This window comes from Pseudomonas sp. H11T01 (genome assembly GCF_048515765.1).
Taxonomy (GTDB): Bacteria; Pseudomonadota; Gammaproteobacteria; order Pseudomonadales; family Pseudomonadaceae; genus Aquipseudomonas.
In genome coordinates this window covers 48,350-66,161 of record NZ_JBLYED010000036.1, presented here as the reverse complement: position 1 = coordinate 66,161, position 17,812 = coordinate 48,350, and the positions used below count along the sequence as shown (strand labels likewise).

At 54.8% G+C, this 17,812-nt stretch carries 21 protein-coding genes; 6 read left to right on the top strand and 15 right to left on the bottom strand.

Annotated elements, in window-relative coordinates:
• Positions 1-123: 123 nt before the first annotated feature.
• From ACN1C3_RS30225 to ACN1C3_RS30155, 15 genes are all read right to left on the bottom strand, one after another.
• Positions 124-666, bottom strand: a complete 543-nt coding sequence (locus tag ACN1C3_RS30225) for a hypothetical protein (RefSeq protein ID WP_419119383.1) — start codon at positions 664-666, stop codon at positions 124-126.
• Positions 663-845 (bottom strand): hypothetical protein, encoded by a 183-nt coding sequence (locus ACN1C3_RS30220; protein WP_419119382.1) that lies wholly within the window; start codon positions 843-845, stop codon positions 663-665. Before ACN1C3_RS30220 ends, ACN1C3_RS30225 begins: the two co-directional genes overlap by 4 nt.
• Positions 842-1,018, bottom strand: coding sequence for a hypothetical protein (locus ACN1C3_RS30215; protein WP_419119381.1), 177 nt, complete (start codon positions 1,016-1,018; stop codon positions 842-844). Before ACN1C3_RS30215 ends, ACN1C3_RS30220 begins: the two co-directional genes overlap by 4 nt.
• Positions 1,019-1,021: 3 nt before the next feature.
• Positions 1,022-1,663, bottom strand: coding sequence for a hypothetical protein (locus ACN1C3_RS30210; RefSeq protein ID WP_419119380.1), 642 nt, complete (start codon positions 1,661-1,663; stop codon positions 1,022-1,024).
• Positions 1,664-1,666: 3 nt separating this feature from the next.
• Complete coding sequence (locus ACN1C3_RS30205; RefSeq protein ID WP_419119379.1) at positions 1,667-1,876, bottom strand: hypothetical protein; 210 nt, start codon at positions 1,874-1,876, stop codon at positions 1,667-1,669.
• Between the two features lie 326 nt (positions 1,877-2,202).
• The gene (locus ACN1C3_RS30200; RefSeq protein ID WP_419119378.1) at positions 2,203-2,427 is read right to left on the bottom strand and encodes a hypothetical protein; all 225 of its coding nucleotides are present in this window, start codon (positions 2,425-2,427) and stop codon (positions 2,203-2,205) included.
• Entirely contained in the window at positions 2,427-3,356 is a 930-nt protein-coding gene (locus ACN1C3_RS30195) for a hypothetical protein (RefSeq protein WP_419119377.1), read from the bottom strand. Before ACN1C3_RS30195 ends, ACN1C3_RS30200 begins: the two co-directional genes overlap by 1 nt.
• Positions 3,353-3,625, bottom strand: a complete 273-nt coding sequence (locus ACN1C3_RS30190; protein ID WP_419119376.1) for a hypothetical protein — start codon at positions 3,623-3,625, stop codon at positions 3,353-3,355. Before ACN1C3_RS30190 ends, ACN1C3_RS30195 begins: the two co-directional genes overlap by 4 nt.
• The gene (locus ACN1C3_RS30185) at positions 3,622-4,131 is read right to left on the bottom strand and encodes a hypothetical protein (RefSeq protein WP_419119375.1); all 510 of its coding nucleotides are present in this window, start codon (positions 4,129-4,131) and stop codon (positions 3,622-3,624) included. The genes ACN1C3_RS30190 and ACN1C3_RS30185 overlap by 4 nt, the downstream gene beginning before the upstream one ends.
• Positions 4,128-4,607 (bottom strand): hypothetical protein, encoded by a 480-nt coding sequence (locus ACN1C3_RS30180; RefSeq protein WP_419119374.1) that lies wholly within the window; start codon positions 4,605-4,607, stop codon positions 4,128-4,130. The genes ACN1C3_RS30185 and ACN1C3_RS30180 overlap by 4 nt, the downstream gene beginning before the upstream one ends.
• A gap of 72 nt (positions 4,608-4,679) precedes the next feature.
• Complete coding sequence (locus ACN1C3_RS30175) at positions 4,680-5,003, bottom strand: hypothetical protein (RefSeq protein WP_419119373.1); 324 nt, start codon at positions 5,001-5,003, stop codon at positions 4,680-4,682.
• Between the two features lie 355 nt (positions 5,004-5,358).
• Positions 5,359-5,652, bottom strand: a complete 294-nt coding sequence (locus tag ACN1C3_RS30170) for a hypothetical protein (protein ID WP_419119372.1) — start codon at positions 5,650-5,652, stop codon at positions 5,359-5,361.
• A gap of 262 nt (positions 5,653-5,914) precedes the next feature.
• Entirely contained in the window at positions 5,915-8,248 is a 2,334-nt protein-coding gene (locus tag ACN1C3_RS30165; RefSeq protein ID WP_419119371.1) for a hypothetical protein, read from the bottom strand.
• 103 nt (positions 8,249-8,351) lie between these two features.
• Complete coding sequence (locus ACN1C3_RS30160) at positions 8,352-8,573, bottom strand: hypothetical protein (RefSeq protein WP_419119370.1); 222 nt, start codon at positions 8,571-8,573, stop codon at positions 8,352-8,354.
• A 246-nt stretch (positions 8,574-8,819) separates the two neighbouring features.
• A complete protein-coding gene (locus ACN1C3_RS30155) occupies positions 8,820-10,259 on the bottom strand; it encodes a tyrosine-type recombinase/integrase (protein ID WP_419119368.1) in 1,440 nt (479 codons plus the stop codon).
• Between the two features lie 485 nt (positions 10,260-10,744).
• On the opposite strand from ACN1C3_RS30155, the gene ACN1C3_RS30150 reads away from it, so the two are divergent.
• The 6 genes from ACN1C3_RS30150 to pqqA all read left to right on the top strand — a co-directional run bounded on the left by ACN1C3_RS30150 (position 10,745) and on the right by pqqA (position 17,797).
• Positions 10,745-11,656, top strand: coding sequence for a sugar ABC transporter substrate-binding protein (locus ACN1C3_RS30150; RefSeq protein WP_419119367.1), 912 nt, complete (start codon positions 10,745-10,747; stop codon positions 11,654-11,656).
• A 78-nt stretch (positions 11,657-11,734) separates the two neighbouring features.
• On the top strand, positions 11,735-12,196 hold the full coding sequence (locus ACN1C3_RS30145) for an Lrp/AsnC family transcriptional regulator (protein WP_008067391.1): 462 nt from the start codon (positions 11,735-11,737) through the stop codon (positions 12,194-12,196).
• 356 nt (positions 12,197-12,552) lie between these two features.
• A complete protein-coding gene (locus ACN1C3_RS30140; RefSeq protein ID WP_419119366.1) occupies positions 12,553-14,235 on the top strand; it encodes a flavin monoamine oxidase family protein in 1,683 nt (560 codons plus the stop codon).
• 13 nt (positions 14,236-14,248) lie between these two features.
• Entirely contained in the window at positions 14,249-15,043 is a 795-nt protein-coding gene (locus ACN1C3_RS30135) for a carbon-nitrogen hydrolase family protein (protein WP_419119365.1), read from the top strand.
• 48 nt (positions 15,044-15,091) lie between these two features.
• Positions 15,092-17,584 carry a pyrroloquinoline quinone biosynthesis protein PqqF gene (pqqF, locus tag ACN1C3_RS30130; RefSeq protein WP_419119364.1) on the top strand — a complete coding sequence of 831 codons (2,493 nt, stop codon included), beginning with the start codon at positions 15,092-15,094 and terminating at the stop codon, positions 17,582-17,584.
• A 138-nt stretch (positions 17,585-17,722) separates the two neighbouring features.
• Entirely contained in the window at positions 17,723-17,797 is a 75-nt protein-coding gene (pqqA, locus tag ACN1C3_RS30125; protein ID WP_003194766.1) for a pyrroloquinoline quinone precursor peptide PqqA, read from the top strand.
• Positions 17,798-17,812 lie beyond the last annotated feature (15 nt).

The following is a 17,812-nucleotide window of genomic DNA, read 5'->3' as shown; positions in this document are numbered from 1 at the left end:
TGAACGCCTGCCACAGGCAACCTCGGTTGAAGATTACGAAGCCTTGCTGCCTTGGAACTGCTCGCTCGCCTCGCCTCGCTAAGCGCGCCGCCTATTTTTGAATAGGTGGGGTTCATGGAGCGCTTACAATGTGTCACGGGTCAACAACCAATCGGCATGCTGGTCTGCATACGGTCGTGGATCGGCTTCGCTGTAATGAAAGCCACCGGGCTCCTGAGGTGGGAGCGGCTCAGGGGCTAGCTGTTGCCATTGCTGGGCTTGGTCAGTAGGCTGCTCAGGCTGTAGCAGTGGCTCAGGATGCACTGGCACACGTTCGACGACAGGGGTAATGTCCAGTTGCTGCTGTGCGTTGGCCGCTGCGGCTAACACAAAAGCAACGCGCCTACCAGATTCAATCAAGCTCCAACTATCAGGCCCATTATTGTTGAACTGGATTTCGACATCGGGATCTTTGAAGGGAGGTGGTAATAGTCTTGAAAGGCACTGCGACAGAAATAGCTCAGGCCGTTCTTGAGCCACTTTCAGGAGGTACTTCACGCCGCCGAGTTTTTTATATACAGCAAGAATATCCGCAGCCATGGTTTCGGTTAGCAAAAGGCGCTCGGCTTTATCAAGGCTACCCTTGCGTCTACCGCCTGTTTTCGGTGCACCGAGTCTGTCTGTCATTTTTTCACCACGCCCATAATAATAGTCACCGATTCCAAAACCCCATTGTTATAGCTGAAGTTTGTTTTGCTAACCGACAGTGGGTGTTCAGGTTGATCTTCCAGCCACTGTTGCAGAGCCGCGATCAGGATGCGGGCTTCAGTTTCGGGATGGGTGGTGCTAAAGATTAGCGCGGTCATGATCTTTCGGCCTGCGCGATCAGGCGTTTTAGTCTAGTCATCCCGATCACCCCGATATGCTCGTCGTCAACGATTGAATTCAACTTCGCGAGCAGCACAGGATTGGCCCCGGTCAACACCAAGTTGTCCCTCAACGCTTTGGCAGCAACAAGGATGTAGTTGGGGTTTCTCATTTTTTATTCACCAGTCGGAGTAAATTTTATAATTTGATTGATGTCGTTGCGCTGGACTCTGAACGGCGCATCTGGTGCACCAGCGATTTGAGCGGTGACTTTTACCACGCGGCCCAAACTATCGTGTTGAACTATGTAGTCAATTTTCGGCATCGTTTTCTTACGCTGTTGCATAATATCGGCTACTCGTTGCGCAAGGGCTTCTAAGTTTGTTGGCAGTTGTTCACCACTGACAGGCTCATTCTCGTCGGCAGTTTCGAGTGCGGTAATCCGACTCATAAGCTGAAGCATTGCACCGGTGAGGTCAGGCGGTAGTTTACGGTTATCGGGTGCCGGTGCTGGCTGTTGCTTAAGAGCATCAGCTACGCGCTGCTGAACCCTAGCCTCGACCAGTTGATCGAGTTCTTCACGGGTCAGATCGTTGGGTGTGATATCGCGGGGAATATAGGGGGTAGCAGGCTCTTTGAAGAGTCCTTTGACAGGCGAGCGTACAGCCTGCATCTGTTGCTCTAGCAGGGCATTAGCCACGGCCTGTTTTACAGTCATATCAATGGCAGAGCCTAGCCCACTGTCATCGGCAGGCACCGAGGCTTCGGACTTTGTTAACCCAAGTTGCCGTTCTATGACTCGAAGTTTTGCGCTCATGATTTACTCCCCATCCGTAATACGCGGGCATCGTTTGCCGCCCAGCAGTTCAGCGAGCCTGATCTGATCGCCACCGTCGAGTGAATGCAGCTCGTTCAACAAGTAGTTCAATTTGCCGATGGTGGCCGCATCGCCATTTTCAGCAATGAGCTTTGCTAAAAGATCCCGACCCTCAAGAATGAGAGGATGAGACCCGCGAATCACACCGTCCATTTTATGTAGTCCCGGCTGGGCTCAATATCGGTGACAGCTGACTTCCATATCCAGTAGAAGAGCTGATGCCAGTTACTCGGTGAAAGGTGATTGCCGAAGTGGCCGCTGTTGTCGCGCAGACATTTATTAAGATGTCCGCTACTTTCATACCTGCCGTTGCTAGTCTGGGGCTGCCGGCTCCAGCGCCGACGAAATAGAGTGAACTGGTACTTTCAATCACCGAGTGAATTTCGCTCGACTCATAAGTCCATATCATTTTGCCGTCAGTTAGGCCGAGTGAAACAGAGGCTCTAACAGGATTTGAAGATGAAGAGTAAGCCATGGTATTAATCTCCTACGTATAACAGTTTATTTCTCGCATCTATGGTGTCGAGCAACTGGGCCAACCGCGCCCTCTGCCCAGCAGTTAATTCCTTCTTCTCTTCCAACAAAGCTTGCAATTTACGTTGCAGCCTTCGGAGATACGCCACCTCTAAAGCGAGACTTCGTTCAGCCAGTAACGCACCGATAACCAGTGCATCGAAGGCATGCACTTTCTCGCTGTCGTTCATTACCCGTCTCTCCGCGTCAGCAACTCCCTGTAGCGACTCTGCATCCTTTCATCCGAGTTCCAGCGTTTTCTGTCAGTGCGCATGACGCGCTCATGCTCTTCTATCTCGGCCTGTACACCGCCTCCGCTGGGCAGGGAATTACTGCCAATCGCCTGCTTATAAAGCCCGAGAATTATCTCCTTGGTATTCAGCGCTTTGATCCATCCGGTGCTAAAGACATCCAGCGCTTGCTGCTCATTCACCGGAAGAGAGGCGTAATAATTGTTGACCATGCGCAGGTTGATATCGAAGCTCTGACCCCAGAGGTCTTTTAGATAACCCATGGTTTGCGCTTGAGCCGCGTTGTTGGCCTTGATCACAGCGGTATATTGCGCATCCGTCAGGGAGTCCAGCGGATTACCTGAAGTGGTAGGGCCATCCATGGCAGTTGGCTTACTTCCAACTTGAGCATTTAGGTGAGCTGATAATTTATTAAGCCAAGCAAAAGTGGCATCTAGAAAAGACTGCCTCTGTTGTTGCGAGCCGTTTTGACCTTGCAGGTGATTAGCAAACGATTCCGCCAGCCAGTCACCGGCTTCAGTACTGGGGAGGCTGAAACTATGTTGCCGTCTGACTTGCTGTGGTGCGCTGGCCGCATTGTCCATAAAAAATTGGATAGCGCTCTGGATCAACTGGTTTGGAAACCCAAGTTTCGAGAAGTCAGATAGGTAGATTCCAGATATCTCCCCTAACGTGGCTTGGATCTGCTGGGCTGAAGTATTGGGCGGCAGTGGGGTGCCGAACAGCTGCAAGTCACCGCCTGAATGAACTTCACGCGGGCTTAAAACATCTACGCCAGTAAAGTTATCTGGTGACGGTGATAAAGGCTGCGAGGGGCTATAAGGCTGGAGTTCACCACCGCCGCCACTATAAAGATCGATGTCACTCATGATTCATACACCAGTTTGCGGTCCACAAAGTTCAATTCACCGCTCATGCTTTTAAAAAATGCAATTGGGGTATTAGCAGTAAGGTATTCAAGGCCGAGATTCCTTAGGTACAATTCGAATTCTTTTTGAATGTCTTCACAGTGATCGACGGGTCCGCCAATTTCACACAGAATTCGGTCAGCGACGTTTTCAAAAGTTCCGTGAATTTCCCCTTCGGGGCTTTGGTGGATTAAGGTTCGGATCGCAAACAAAATAGGTTTCGAGTTCACAGTAAGTTTTCCTTCGTAGTTGTTTGGGCACGCGCCACAAGATCCCGCATCAGTTTCCACGGGCGACTGCATTGGCGGTGCAAATAGACACCGGGGATAGCGTTGCCATAAATATCTTTTTCGGGCTGTAGAACAAATTCAGTGAAGCCTGTCTCGTTTTGCCAACAAAATGAGCAGCTCTCCGTGCTTGGTGGTCGTCTGGCTAATCGACGTTTAGCTACTTCGGGATCAGCTTTAATTGCCAAACAGATCAAACGCCATGACTTGTTATGGTCGGCACTACGCCAGAGAGCGGTTTCGTAACTAAGCTCCAGAGTCTTTTGCGTTTCTTCCAGCCGCAGGAAGTCACCAATGGCGTTGGCATCTGGCGCTGCTTCACCGACCGAGTACCTGACCAATTCCACCAGCTTTTCAAAGTTTCCTCTGAACGCTTGGAAGTGTTTGGCCGTGAACTGCAAATGACTTAGCAGGCACTGCTGTTGTTCAGCGCTTAGTTCGTCTTTCATTTCAGCGTGGCCGAGTCGAGTAAAGCAGCGAGAGCTTCTTCTCTGTTGGAATGGCCGGTTGACATAATTACTCCGTCAGCATGGCGAAGTACCTGATATCCACCAGACCCATTATGGACGGGACCACTGTAATCAATCGAGAATCCGGGTGGTAAACCAGCCTCACTTACAAGTAGCACCGGCAGGGTGTGATAACTAAGCAATTGCACAGAGCAATGGCCTTTTCCCGCATCAAGGATCAGTAATTCAGCGTAGTAACTCCTATCCTCAGCAATGCACAGGATTCTATCGAAGCTTCTGAGCTGATCAGCCACTACACTCCACAAGCCAGATTGCACCAGCCGTTGCTGAGTGGTTCCACGAGGCACGACCGCACTAAATACGTTGTTCCGCGACTCTGCGAAAGTGAATGCGCTGCGCATGATGGGCTGAACATCGGCTGGTACTTCTAGTTCTTCTGCGAGTTCCTGACTCATGTGATGGTGCTCCAGTTGAGTAATGTCACTGGAGTTTGAACCCGTATTGTTTGGAGTTGCGCCGGTTCTGAGTCAGAAGCCGGGGAAACCTTTTACCACCCGACGAACTACCTCTTCGTCGATGGTGATATCGCGCTTGTCGAAGTGGTTCATCAGGATCGAAGTCCATTTGCACCGGGGTTCTTTCTCCAGACGCGCACGCTTGGCGTGGATAGCTTCAGTCACCAGAGCTTCACAGGCTTCAGTACGGGCACCACGCGCTGCCTGAGCCTTCTTGCAGGCTTTGTCGTAGGTGTCACAAGCCTTGCGCAGTAGTGCCGCGTGCTCTGGCGGCAGAGCGTCGACAAGGGCATCTGTTTCTTCGGTGGAAAGCGCCGTCGTGCGCAATCTGGTCATTACATCACCTCAAATAGCCTCAGGAAGGCGTCCAGCAGCTCGCTGGCGACGTTTTAGCTACTTACCCCTCTATGGGCCTCACAAAGGGGTATTGTGGGGGCACCAAAATGCACGCATCGCTTTGTCTTTCATTTTTTGAGCCCTCTACAACCCTAAACAGGTTGTTGTAGACACGAAAGAGCCACTAAAACGCCACTAAATCCACTACAGGCCGCATAAAACGGCACCAAACCATGGTTTGACCATGGGATCTTAAATCCTTTTGTTTATTATTTTTATGGCCGTTTTAGCTAAGTCTTGATTGCGCACAGTGATCTGGCAGATTTTTCTAATTGTGTGCGTCCACCTACGAATATTAATCAGATATACCCAGTGTTTTTACCAACCTTATAAATAGCTCTGAATAATTCTCACCGGGTAATTTAGCTGCTTTAACCATCGCGATAACATCAGGTGGCAACCAGAGATCGAGCTGTAGCCAACCAGCAGACCGAAGACGTTCTCGTGTTAAGCGCATGTTTTTAGCTGACTTGGATCGCGCCGGTGGTGCTGCAATCAACCAGTCACCTGACCCAAGCATCTGCTCAAGCTGCGTTGGAGAACTGACACAATGGGCAGTGCTCTTTCTCACTAACAGTTTCGCTTTCATGTTAATCACCTGCTCACTGTAGACACCATAGACACCGTAGACACCCCCTATCTACGGCTGGAGACGGCGTCCCATAAGGGTTCCAGCCATTTTCGATACTTTCGACACTTTTCTCTGTATACACACCCCCATGGAGAGGAAGAGGTTTTTATTTTTATATATATAATATATATGTCTATACTATCTACACTACCCTGAAACCCCCGTCCTAGATGGTTCGAAGCCGTAGACACCCCCCTATCTAAACCTATCTACAGCGTGTCTACGTTTCCAACCACTCTGGCCCTTTTTGATAACCCTCCCCGGATGGTTTCAAGTCGACCAGCACGATCAAGCCTTCATCAATCAGGGCACTGACCACAGACCAGCGCAACTTGGCGTTACGCTTCCACGCGCTGCATTGCCGGGAGAGAAAGCCCGACGCTATATGGCCGTTTTCCTTGTAGTACGCTCTACCCTTTTCCGAGTCGAAGAACGCCAGAAACGCATTCCTGACACGATCTTCATCGTTCGCCGCTCCACCCCCTGTAGCTTTGTACTGCCGCGCGGACCGCTCATTGTTCCAGCGCATTAAACTGGCAGCCCATTTGAAATTGGCCTTGCTGACACAATCGCCTGAATCAAACAGCGCTGCGATCATCGCCAGCTTGATCACTTTTTCCGCGTGGCGCCCCCATATATCCAGCAATGTCTGCGCGCGTTTACGCCCGTAATCTACCTCGGCGCGCCAATCATCATTAAACCCATCGTAGAATTTCAGCTCGCGTGGTTGTTCGCGTGACATACCCAGCGTTTTGCTATTGGTGACCACGCGCACGCCCTCTGCTGTATGTTCCAGCTCTGCTTCCATGACTTCTTTGAGGGGATTTTTAAGCGCTAACTGGTGCAGTTTTTCCACTTGCTTGATCAGCGCGTCAGGTAAAACACCGGGCTCGGTTGTGATATCCCCGATTTCAGTAGGCGCTGTTTCAATCACCACGCAAAAACGGTTCGTAGTGCCCTCATCGGATGCGTCCGCGCTAAGCCCAGGTATCGTATTTAACGTGCCAGATCCAAACACCTCGACAAAGGGGTAATGAATATCGGGCATCTTGTTCGCTTCGGCTTTTTTTACACCACCCGACTGCGTGTAGCGTGTAGGGGCGACGTAGGCGTCATTGGCGCAGCCATAGACATGCAAAAGGGTCTTGCGCAACTTGAAGTATTCACTGCCCGGTCTGGCGGCGATCAAGTGGCAGATCGTCTGCCCCAGTTCCTCGTCGGCAATGATCTGCTGCGGTGAATCATGGTCGGCAAGGCTCCACCACAAACTGGATGCTGAAGCATGGTCGCGCTCGAAATTAGGAATACAGGGAATGTAGTTAAGCTTCTTCAATAACTCAGCGGCTTTAAGGGCCAAGTCAATAATGGCTTTTTTCCCCATTTCGGAATGGGCTAAAAATAAAATCCATAGATTGATCCTGCTCCCCCGTGGGCCTTTTACTGTGGGGCCGATCAATTGCATCATCAGCAACAAAGCGCTAAACATGGCGTAAACAGGATGTGGCATCAACGCGCTTTCGGTAAACCAATCCACGTAAGCCTGTAGCGCTTTGGGTGCTGTTTTCAATAACTCCGCGAATTCCTTGTCTACTTCTTCCGGCGCAGTAGCCTTCCTCATCGGCGACGCAACACCCCAGCCTGCTTTCTTGCCAGTCTGCTTTGAATACCGCGCCAGCAGCGAGACCATAAAAGCGTTATCGCTGTGTTCGCTGCAATGGCTATGGAAACAATGGAAATGCTCTTGGGCGTAGTGATTTGTATTTTTCTGGTAATAGATCGTTTCGCCATCGCCGCCATCCATGGTGTGCTGGTCCTCAAATGGGCATTCGATAAGGTAGGCACCACCGCCTTGATCGGCGCGCACCATGTTTAATTCATTCAGGGTGCACAAGATGGGATCGTCAGTCTTAACCCGATGGGCTTTTGCCTTTGGCTTTTTCGTCGCGGGGGTGGGCTGTGCCAGTACCGCTTCGACATCCACCGGCTGACCCGTGAAGCGAAACGCCTCTGCACCCTGCACCGGCGTATAGAGAGGCTGTTCGCCCTTGTAGACCGATTGATCGAACTTCACCGCGCCAACACCAAGGTCACGCTCGATCAGTGCCTGTACGGCCTTGCACAACGCAATGCCATCTTCCCGGTCGGTAGCCCTTGTCTGCGCCAGCACCACGCGGCAACGAGGCGCCTCGGGGGTATGGCTGGCCGTGGTATAGGCGAAGCCCTGATAGCGCTTCAGATACCCCAGCAGTATGCCGTAGGTCTCCAGACTGTCGAAGCCATCGCAATCGAGCGGGAGAAAGCAGCGTGGTTGGACCAGACGCTTCTGTCGCCATGGCGCTTCACCTTCCCATTTCTCCGGGTTGCTGTGACGCCCTACAGCCATCGGTGAGCAGATAAAAGTTTCGCCTTTGGCCGCGCTCTCATTGGCTTTGTCTAACACCGCATTTGTAAAGTCGTCGAAGTTGGATTCTTCGCACTGCTTCGGGAGATTATCGAACTTGGTTTTACCAAGTGAAACCTTGATGGTGTTTACCACTTCTATATCTGGGTGCATAATTATGTTGCTCCTGCTTACTCCTAAGTGGCGGTGCTTGGTTGTACTCAAAAGCCTTTCTCGCTGAACCTCGGGAAAGGCTTTTCTATAGTGGTACTAGCCATCACAGCAGCTCCGATTTTTTCTGCGCTCTCGGAACGCTGGGGATACCTTCCTTTGCCAGCCGCTGCACTTCCTCTACCGGGATGCGACGCTCGTTGCCGAAGGCCACAAACTTGATAAGCCCGGCTTTCATCAAGTCATACAAAATAGTGCGGCTGCAATCCAGTGCGTATGCGGAGCTGTTCACGCTATAAAGCAGTCTATCGGGAGTAAACGTTTCCATGGTGTTTGCCTCATCTGGTGAAGTTACGGACACAACTGCGTAATACCTCCGAATCGAGCAACTCGGCAATAGCTTCGGATATAAGGTCGGTGGATAACTAAGGTATAAACAGTGGATAAGTCATTTAAATTGAGACGAATATAAACCGTAGGGAATTCTGCTGGTAACAGCTCTCTGAACGACAAAATCTGCTACGGATGGTGGGTATCCGTAGCAGATCGTTGCTAATAATGCCGTCTGTCAGAATCAGGCGTGAAGTTGCACTACTTTTGCTGTTTCACCTGATACCAGTTGATCGAGATAGCGCGCCCACTTCTCCAGATCTTGGCGTTTCTCAGGTAAATAACTGTAGCGGTCGTAGTGCTTGGCTTGAACACCCGACCGCCCGTGTGACAACAACCAAGCGCGTCGCTCCCGATCCATGCCGAGGCTCGCTAGATGGGTTTCAACCGTGGCGCGCATATGCCGCCAGCCGAAGCGTCTGGCCTTGCCTGCTGCTGATAAGGCGTCACCCAACGCTCCAAAAATACCCAGCGCAGTTCCGGGGGTGATGTTGACCTTGCCGCGCAAGCTGAATGGGCCGGGTGCGTCACTGCCTTGCAGCGCCAGCAGCGGCGCCATGATCTCGCTCAGGCGCTCGGTCATCGGTAGTAGATGGATACGTGGCGGGGTGCCCTTGCCGCCTTTCAAATCCAACAGCTGCATCACCCCGCCACGCTCACCGTCATCGTATAGATCCGCCCACGTGACGCGGCAGAGCATTTCTACGCGCTGCCCAGCCAGATACAGCATGGCCTTGGCAATCGCCCGGCGCCGTTCTGGTAGATCCTCAAGCGCCAGCAGCACAGCCTTCAGCTCATCCTTGGTCAACGCCCACGTCTCTGCCCGGTTCGCGCCTTCGATGGCCTTGACGCTCAGCACCGGGTTGCTGGTCAGGCCAAACACGGCTGCGCCCGCGTCCTGCTGTGCGTCGTTGTCGGAGGTCAGGCCAAAGGCGAACGCGGCTTGCAGATAGCTTCTCAGCTTGGCGGTCTGCCTTTTTTTGCCGTTGGTGGCGCTGGCCGGGGTCAGATGTTTGCCGCGACCCTTGCTCGCTACAGGCCGCGTCAGGCAGTGGCGCAGAAAGCTGGTGATGTCGCTTGGCTCGATTTCCTTGGCTGGTTTCGCTACCAGTGCTGGAAACGGAGTCAGCACATTCAGTTTTAGCGAGCCCTTCACTTCCTTGGCGCTGACCCTGCCGCGCCTTTCCAGATCGCTGACATAACCATCCAGCAACTGGCCGAGGGTGCCCTGCTTGGCCCGTGCTTCTTCTGCCCGCTTGAGCACATCCAGCTGGGCCGCTTCCACGGCCAGCCGTGCCTGTGTCGCCATCGCTTCCAGCCGGGCGTGCTGGTGCAGGTCGTGGATGCCATCGCGGTATAGCAGCGACAGGCGATCCGCTTCCAGCCGGGCTTCGGCCAACCCCTCTTTATTGATACGAAGCTGGTACTGCTTGCCGTCGCGGCTGTACCTGAAGAAGTAGGCAATCCCACCATGCGGTGAAGCGCGCAGCCGTAGCCTGCCTTCACCCCGGCTACCGTCTTCGGTTTCCCAGACGTCGGAGCCCAGCAGCCCGGCTTTCTTGCTCGCATCCTCAACACTGTCGACGGTGAAAATGCGCTTGGCTTTCTTGGCTTTCGTGCTCATGGCCTTTTCTCCCATGTCTGTAAAAATCTATATGGGCCCCTGTCCGCTGATGTGCGCTGATGTATTGCAATGACAGGTACAACTAAAGGATAGGCCGGATTCATTGATTTCGTTAGATTTTAAAACACTAGCGGACACGGGCGGATGGCATGTTTTCTGACTCATAATCCCTTGGTCGTAGGTTCGAGTCCTACTGGGCCCACCATACTCAAAGCCGCGCACTGCGCGGCTTTTGCGTTTCTGCGATTCAACGTTTACTCAGGCAACGCATAAAAATTACATCGTGCCGACCAGGACTTGCCGCACTCCAATTGCTGCAAGAAGTCTCATGGGCGGTTCCGAGATTAGCCGCAGGCACGCTCATCACTAGAAACATAAAATTCCGCCCCATATTGATCTGGAATATTTATTCCAATAGTGTGAGATCCAGAATTTCTGAACGCAGCTTTTCTGCACGACCCAACAATAAAAAAAGATGAAAAGACATGAGGCGTTTTCTCGGCTGTTTATGCGCATTGCTGCTGTCCGTTTCTGCCCATGCCGAGTTGCGCATCGGCGTCACGGTGGGCCAGTACGACAACTACATTTCCTACCTGGTACAGGCGATGCAGGACCGCGCCAAGGAGATTCCGGGCGGCGCCAAGCTGCAAGTGGAAGACTCCGGCAGCGATGTAGTGCGCCAGTTGAGTCAGGTCGAAAGCTTCATTAGCCAGAAGGTCGACGCGATCATCGTCAACCCGGCGGATACTGCGGCGACCAAAAAGATCAGCGAGAAAGTCATCGCTGCCGGCATCCCGCTGGTATACATGAACAGCCGTCCTGAAGTGGAAAACTTACCGGCAGGCGTAGTCTTTGTCGGCACCGACGAGCGCGCCATCGGCCGGATGCAAATGGAGTACCTGGCCGAAAAGATGGGTGGCAAAGGCAACCTCGCGGTAATTCTCGGGCGCCTCGCCCACAGCGATACCGGCAAGCGCACCAACGGGGTTAAGGATGTGTTGGCCAAGTACCCGCAGATCAAGATTGTCGAAGAGCAATCCGGCGATTGGCAGCGAGAAAAGGGTATGGACCTGATGAATGAATGGCTGACCAAAGGCCAGACCATCAATGCCGTGGCCGCCAACAATGACGAAATGGGCATCGGCGCGGCCATGGCGCTACGTCAAGCCGGACGCGATGACATCCTGGTGGGCGGCATCGACGGCACACCGGATGGCTTGCTGGCACTGAAAAAGGGCCAACTTACCGTCAGCGTTTTCCGCGATCCAGTGGCGATCGGCGCAGGCTCCCTCGACGCAGCCGTGAGGCTGATCAACCACGAAGCCCTGCAAGGCGATGTGTGGATTCCTACGCAACTGGTCACGCCGCAAAACTACGCACAATTACAGCGCAAGTAAGCGGCGCGCCCCTGCGAGCATCGGTGCGAGCGAGCCTGTAACATGCTCGTCCACCGATGTTTGCCGCCGGAGAAGACCTTGCCTGACACCCGCCCTCCCGTTCTTGATGAAATCGACCGCCAATTGATCGCGGCGCTGCAGATCAATGCCCGCGAAAGCGTTGCCATGCTTGCCCGGCAATTGGGCATCGCCCGCACCACCGTCACCTCCCGGCTGGCGCGGCTGGAGAAAGCTCGGGTGATTACCGGTTACGGTGTGCGTCTCGGGCAGCGGGTGGTCGATGGCGGGTTGCAGGCGTACGTTGGGATCACCGTGCAACCGCGTTCCGGCAAGGAAGTGCTGCGCCGGCTCAGTGCCATGGCTCAGGTCCAGCAGCTGTGTGCGGTCAGTGGTGAGTTCGATTACGTGGCATGGCTGCGCACCGATTCGCCGGAACAGCTCGATCAATTGCTCGATCAGATCGGCAGCGTCGATGGTGTGGAGAAAACCACCACCTCGATCATCCTCAGCAGCAAGATTGATCGTGGGCAGCCGGTTTAACAGGTAGGCGCTCATTTCATAGTGTCGGTGATCCTGTAGCAGCTGGCGAAGCCTGCGTTCGATCTGGGCCGCATTCGGACGAAGCGGTCGCAGCTCAGTCGACGCGTACTACCTGAAGAAACTCGGCAATAGGTTTTACGACCGCTTCGCGGCCGGACGCAGGCTTCGCCAGCTGCTACGGGGCCAAACCATCATTTAGCCCAATAGAATCGTCATATTGCTTAAAAAGCATTCATATCGACGACACTTTGCGTCTTATTAACGTGCTCTACACTCCCTAGAATGGCGGCAGTCTTTTTCTACTTCCAAACTCAGCAGCGGCCACCACACCGCGCGAGTCGCCAGCAAGGTCAGCCATGAACAAAAATAATCGCCATCCTGCAGACGGTAAAAAACCGGTCACTATTTTTGGCCCGGACTTCCCATTCGCCTTCGACGACTGGATCGAGCATCCGGCTGGCCTGGGCAGCATTCCTACGCAAAACCACGGCGCCGAAGTGGCAATCGTCGGCGCCGGGATCGCCGGGCTGGTGGCGGCTTACGAGCTGATGAAGCTGGGCCTGAAACCGGTGGTGTACGAAGCCTCGAAAATGGGTGGTCGACTGCGCTCCCAAGCGTTTGAAGGCGCCGAGGGGATCATCGCCGAGCTAGGCGGTATGCGCTTCCCGGTGTCGTCCACCGCGTTTTACCACTATGTCGACAAGCTCGGTCTGGAAACCAAACCTTTCCCCAACCCGCTGACGCCTGCTTCAGGCAGCACGGTGATCGACCTCGAAGGTCAGACCCATTACGCACAGAAACTCGCCGATTTGCCGGCGCTGTTCCAGGAAGTCGCCGACGCCTGGGCTGATGCACTGGAAGACGGCTCGCGCTTCGGCGAGATTCAGCAAGCAATCCGCGACCGCGATGTTCCACGTCTCAAAGAGCTGTGGAACACCCTCGTGCCGCTGTGGGATGACCGCACGTTCTACGACTTCGTCGCTACCTCCAAAGCCTTCGCCAAGTTGTCGTTCCATCACCGTGAAGTGTTTGGCCAGGTTGGCTTCGGCACTGGTGGCTGGGATTCGGACTTCCCCAACTCGATGTTGGAAATTTTCCGCGTCGTCATGACCAACTGCGATGACCATCAACACTTGGTAGTCGGCGGCGTCGAGCAAGTGCCACTGGGCATCTGGCGTCACGTACCCGAGCGTTGCGCCCATTGGCCGGAAGGCACCAGCCTGAGCTCGCTGCACAGCGGCGCACCCCGTACCGGGGTGAAACGCATTGCCCGCGCCGCCGATGGCCGCTTCAGTGTCACCGATAACTGGGGCGACACCCGCGAATACGCCGCCGTACTGACCACCTGTCAGAGCTGGCTGCTGACCACCCAGATCGAATGTGAAGAATCACTGTTCTCGCAAAAAATGTGGATGGCCCTGGACCGCACGCGCTACATGCAGTCGTCGAAAACCTTCGTCATGGTCGACCGGCCATTCTGGAAGGACAAGGACCCGCAAACCGGTCGCGACTTGATGAGCATGACCCTCACCGATCGCCTGACCCGTGGCACCTACCTCTTCGACAATGGTGACGACAAGCCAGGCGTCATTTGCCTGTCCTACTCGTGGATGAGCGATGCGCTGAAAATGCTCCCGCAGCCAATCGAGAAACGCGTGAAACTGGCGCTGGACGCACTGAAGAAGATCTACCCGAAAGTCGACATCGCGGCACGCATTATCGGCGACCCGATCACCGTGTCCTGGGAAGCCGACCCGCATTTCCTCGGCGCCTTCAAGGGTGCACTGCCGGGTCACTATCGCTACAACCAGCGTATGTATGCGCACTTCATGCAGCAAGACATGCCCGCCGAGCAGCGTGGGATTTTTATCGCGGGCGACGATGTTTCATGGACGCCGGCATGGGTTGAAGGCGCGGTACAGACTTCGCTGAATGCCGTGTGGGGCATAATGAAACATTTCGGTGGCGAAACTCATGCGCAGAACCCTGGCCCAGGCGATGTGTTCCATGAAATCGGCCCGATTGCCCTGCCCGAGTGATAGGACGTTCGATATGCGCGTAGCTCTTTACCAATGCCCGCCGCTGCCACTGGATGTCGCGGGCAATCTACAGCGTCTGCAAAAACTGGCAATGGAAGCCAAGGACGCGGATTTGCTGGTGCTGCCGGAAATGTTCCTGACCGGTTACAACATCGGTGCCGAAGCGGTCGGCGCATTGGCCGAGGCGCGGGACGGCGTGTCGGCGCAACACATTGCGAGCATCGCCAAGGCCTCGGGTGTCGCCATTCTCTATGGCTACCCGGAGCGCGCCGATGACGGGCAGATCTACAACGCCGTGCAGTTGATCGATGCTCAGGGCGAAAGTCTGTGCAACTACCGCAAGACTCACTTGTACGGCGAGCTCGATCACTCGATGTTCAGCGTCGGCCCGGATGAGTTTCCACTGGTGGAATTGAACGGCTGGAAGCTCGGCTTTTTAATTTGCTACGACCTCGAATTCCCGGAAAACGCCCGGCGTCTGGCCCTGGCCGGTGCCGAGTTGATTCTGGTGCCAACGGCGAACATGGCGCCGTACGACTTTATCGCCGACGTCACCGTCCGTGCCCGCGCCTTCGAAAACCAGTGTTATGTGGCCTACGCCAACTATTGCGGTCATGAAGGCGAGATCCATTACTGTGGCCAAAGCAGCATCGCCGCGCCAGATGGTACTCGTATCGCCCAGGCTGGACTGGATGAGGCGCTGATTGTCGGAACGCTGGATCGGCAGTTGATGCTCGATTCCCGTACCGCCAACCGCTACTTCATTGATCGCCGACCCGAGCTTTATGGCGACCTGAACAAGCGCTGATCGGACGTTATCCGCTAGCATAAGCGCTTCTCTGTTCTGGAAGTGCTCATGCCCGCGCTGAACCACCCTCTTCATCACACTGAGACCCTGGCCAACGGGCTGCGGGTTTCACTGCGTCACGCGCCACGTTTGAAGCGTTGCGCGGCCGCTTTGCGCGTTGCCGCAGGCAGTCACGACGTACCGCTCGCCTGGCCTGGGTTGGCGCACTTCCTTGAACATCTGTTCTTTCTCGGTACCGAACGTTTTCCCGCGGACCAGGGGTTGATGGCCTGCGTGCAGCGTCACGGTGGACAAGTGAATGCACGAACCAGCGAGCGCACTACGGACTTCTTCTTCGAACTCCCGTCACAAGCGTTTGACGGTGGGCTCGAGCGTTTGAGCGACATGCTTGCTCATCCGCGTCTGGACCAAAACGACCAGCTGCGCGAACGGGAAGTGCTGCACGCCGAATTTATCGCCTGGTCACGGGATGCGTCGGCGCAGCAACAGTTCAGCCTGTTCGATGGCCTTTCGGCAATGCATCCGCTGCGAGGCTTTCATGCCGGGAATCGCTTTAGCCTGCCGGTGCCGCAGCCGGCGTTCCAGCAGGCATTGGGCGAGTTCTATCAGCGCTTCTATCAGACCGGTCAAATGACCTTGAGCCTGGCCGGGCCACAGTCTGTTGCCGAATTGAAGGCGCTGGCGGAGGAGTTCGGCGCCGCGCTCGCCATCGGCCCGCAGGTGAAACAGAGCACGCCGCCGGCATTGATGGCGACCGCCGACAATAGTTATCAACAGGCTGGCGAACGCCGCCTGAACCTGCTGTTTGCCAGTGAACAGTTGCCCGTTTCATCACCCGAGGCGCTGGATTTTCTGTGCACCTGGATAAATGCCTCAAAACCCGGTGGGTTGCTCGTCGAGTTACAGCGTCGTCAACTGGTCGAAACGCTGAAAGCCGCGCCGCTGTACCAGTTCGCAGGGCAGGCGTTGTTGAACATTGAATTCACACTCACCGCCAACGGGTCGAAACAGCACCCGCTGATCAGCGAGCTGTTTTTCGACTGGCTCCACTTCTTCAATGAAAACGGCGACTGGCCTCAATTGCGCGAGGAATATGCCTTGCTGCAACAGCGCAAACAGCAGGTCAGCGGCGCCATGGACCTCGCTCGATTGGACAGCGAACAATTGGAGCCGTGCTTGTCCGAACACGGTGTCGTCACACTCAAGGCACTGTTGAAGCAGATGCAGCCAACGCCTGCGGACAAATCCGCTAGCGCATGGCAATTGCCGCCACCCAACCCCTTTCTGCGCCAAGTCGCTGAACCCGCTCGGGCCGGGCTGATTCGTGGGCAAACCAGCGCTCACCGTGGCCTGCGAACCTTTGCCCAGGACCGCTCGCGCGGGCGCCGTGACAACTCGAGCATGCTGTTCAGCAAAGAGCTTGCGGACGATACCGGCGAAGGTGCGATTTATCTGCGCTGGCACCTGAACTCTGTAGCGCAGGCCAGTCTTCAGCCAACACTGGAAAGCAGTCTGAAACCCCTGCAAGAAGACGCCCGTCAGGCGGGTGTCGATTTCTCTTTCAGCGCTGTAGGTAATGAATGGCTGTTAAAGATGACCGGCATTCATGAACCGATGCCGGCGATTCTCGAACAGGCGTTGCTACGCCTGACAAAACCCGAGGCCGACTTCTGGCAAGAACAAGGCGAACCCACCACGACTCCCTCGCTGGTCCCCATTCGACAGTTGCTAAAAGCACTGCCCGAGCACTGCATGGGCTATTTTCAGCATCCAGCGCCGCAGCCAGTCAGCGCTAACGACCTGCAACACCTCTGGTCGACCGCTCGCTGGGATGGATTGGCGCTCGGTTTGTCAGCAAACACACAAGCCGCAATCACCGGCGCACTGAGCCGAATGCCGGGCATCCCCGACAATCAGGTTTCAGTTCCACTGTCGATTCGCTCACAGCACCTGTGGAGCGAGGTGCCAACCGCCTCCAGCGAACACGCGTTGCTACTGTTTTGTCCTACGCCCACCCAGGACATCGCCGACGAAGCCGCCTGGCGTTTGCTTGCACAGCTTTGCCAGTCCCCGTTCTACCAGCGTCTGCGGGTCGAGTTGCAATTGGGCTATGCCGTATTCAGCGGAGTGCGCCAGATCAACGGCCAAACCGGGCTGCTGTTCGGCGTACAGTCGCCAAGCGCGTCATTACGAGAGATCCTCGAACACATCGAAATATTCCTTCAGCGGATATCTGAACTAGTCTTGGGGATTGATGATTCGTCGTTGATTAACCAGTGCCAGGCCCTTGCGACACAATTTGACAGCAGCGCTCTGCCGGTCCCACAAGCGGCTGAACTGCTCTGGCAAGGCAGATTGGCCGGCCATTCGTCGGATTACCTGCTTCAGTTGCAACAGGCCGTGTTGCTACTGGACCGCACAGCGTTGCTTGATGCGGCAAGGCGGTTGATTCACGCAGAAGGTGGCCGTAGATGCCTGGCCAGCGGTGCCTGCCCGGATGGCACCTGGCAACCGACTGCCCGATCATTACCGGGGCTGTAATAGGCTTTCTTCGATAGATATCTCCAATTAGCGGAAACGTTTCAGTAACATAGCCCGGCAAACATCTGAACACCTCCCACGGGAGGTGGGCTATATGTATAGAGTGAATTTTTCCCACCAGCCTGAAGGAACGTTTTTATGACCTGGTCCAAACCTGCTTACACCGACCTGCGTATCGGCTTCGAAGTCACCATGTACTTCGCCAGCCGTTGATTCTGCCTTTGGGTA

Bases quoted from the DNA above. Each gene is read 5' to 3' on its own strand.
- ACN1C3_RS30225 (WP_419119383.1), bottom strand. From the start codon at position 666: ATGACAGACAGACTCGGTGCACCGAAAACAGGCGGTAGACGCAAGGGT.
- ACN1C3_RS30220 (WP_419119382.1), bottom strand. From the start codon at position 845: ATGACCGCGCTAATCTTTAGCACCACCCATCCCGAAACTGAAGCCCGC.
- ACN1C3_RS30215 (WP_419119381.1), bottom strand. From the start codon at position 1,018: ATGAGAAACCCCAACTACATCCTTGTTGCTGCCAAAGCGTTGAGGGAC.
- ACN1C3_RS30210 (WP_419119380.1), bottom strand. From the start codon at position 1,663: ATGAGCGCAAAACTTCGAGTCATAGAACGGCAACTTGGGTTAACAAAG.
- ACN1C3_RS30205 (WP_419119379.1), bottom strand. From the start codon at position 1,876: ATGGACGGTGTGATTCGCGGGTCTCATCCTCTCATTCTTGAGGGTCGG.
- ACN1C3_RS30200 (WP_419119378.1), bottom strand. From the start codon at position 2,427: ATGAACGACAGCGAGAAAGTGCATGCCTTCGATGCACTGGTTATCGGT.
- ACN1C3_RS30195 (WP_419119377.1), bottom strand. From the start codon at position 3,356: ATGAGTGACATCGATCTTTATAGTGGCGGCGGTGGTGAACTCCAGCCT.
- ACN1C3_RS30185 (WP_419119375.1), bottom strand. From the start codon at position 4,131: ATGAAAGACGAACTAAGCGCTGAACAACAGCAGTGCCTGCTAAGTCAT.
- ACN1C3_RS30180 (WP_419119374.1), bottom strand. From the start codon at position 4,607: ATGAGTCAGGAACTCGCAGAAGAACTAGAAGTACCAGCCGATGTTCAG.
- ACN1C3_RS30175 (WP_419119373.1), bottom strand. From the start codon at position 5,003: ATGACCAGATTGCGCACGACGGCGCTTTCCACCGAAGAAACAGATGCC.
- ACN1C3_RS30170 (WP_419119372.1), bottom strand. From the start codon at position 5,652: ATGAAAGCGAAACTGTTAGTGAGAAAGAGCACTGCCCATTGTGTCAGT.
- ACN1C3_RS30165 (WP_419119371.1), bottom strand. From the start codon at position 8,248: ATGCACCCAGATATAGAAGTGGTAAACACCATCAAGGTTTCACTTGGT.
- ACN1C3_RS30160 (WP_419119370.1), bottom strand. From the start codon at position 8,573: ATGGAAACGTTTACTCCCGATAGACTGCTTTATAGCGTGAACAGCTCC.
- ACN1C3_RS30155 (WP_419119368.1), bottom strand. From the start codon at position 10,259: ATGAGCACGAAAGCCAAGAAAGCCAAGCGCATTTTCACCGTCGACAGT.
- ACN1C3_RS30150 (WP_419119367.1), top strand. From the start codon at position 10,745: ATGAGGCGTTTTCTCGGCTGTTTATGCGCATTGCTGCTGTCCGTTTCT.
- ACN1C3_RS30140 (WP_419119366.1), top strand. From the start codon at position 12,553: ATGAACAAAAATAATCGCCATCCTGCAGACGGTAAAAAACCGGTCACT.
- ACN1C3_RS30135 (WP_419119365.1), top strand. From the start codon at position 14,249: ATGCGCGTAGCTCTTTACCAATGCCCGCCGCTGCCACTGGATGTCGCG.
- pqqF (WP_419119364.1), top strand. From the start codon at position 15,092: ATGCCCGCGCTGAACCACCCTCTTCATCACACTGAGACCCTGGCCAAC.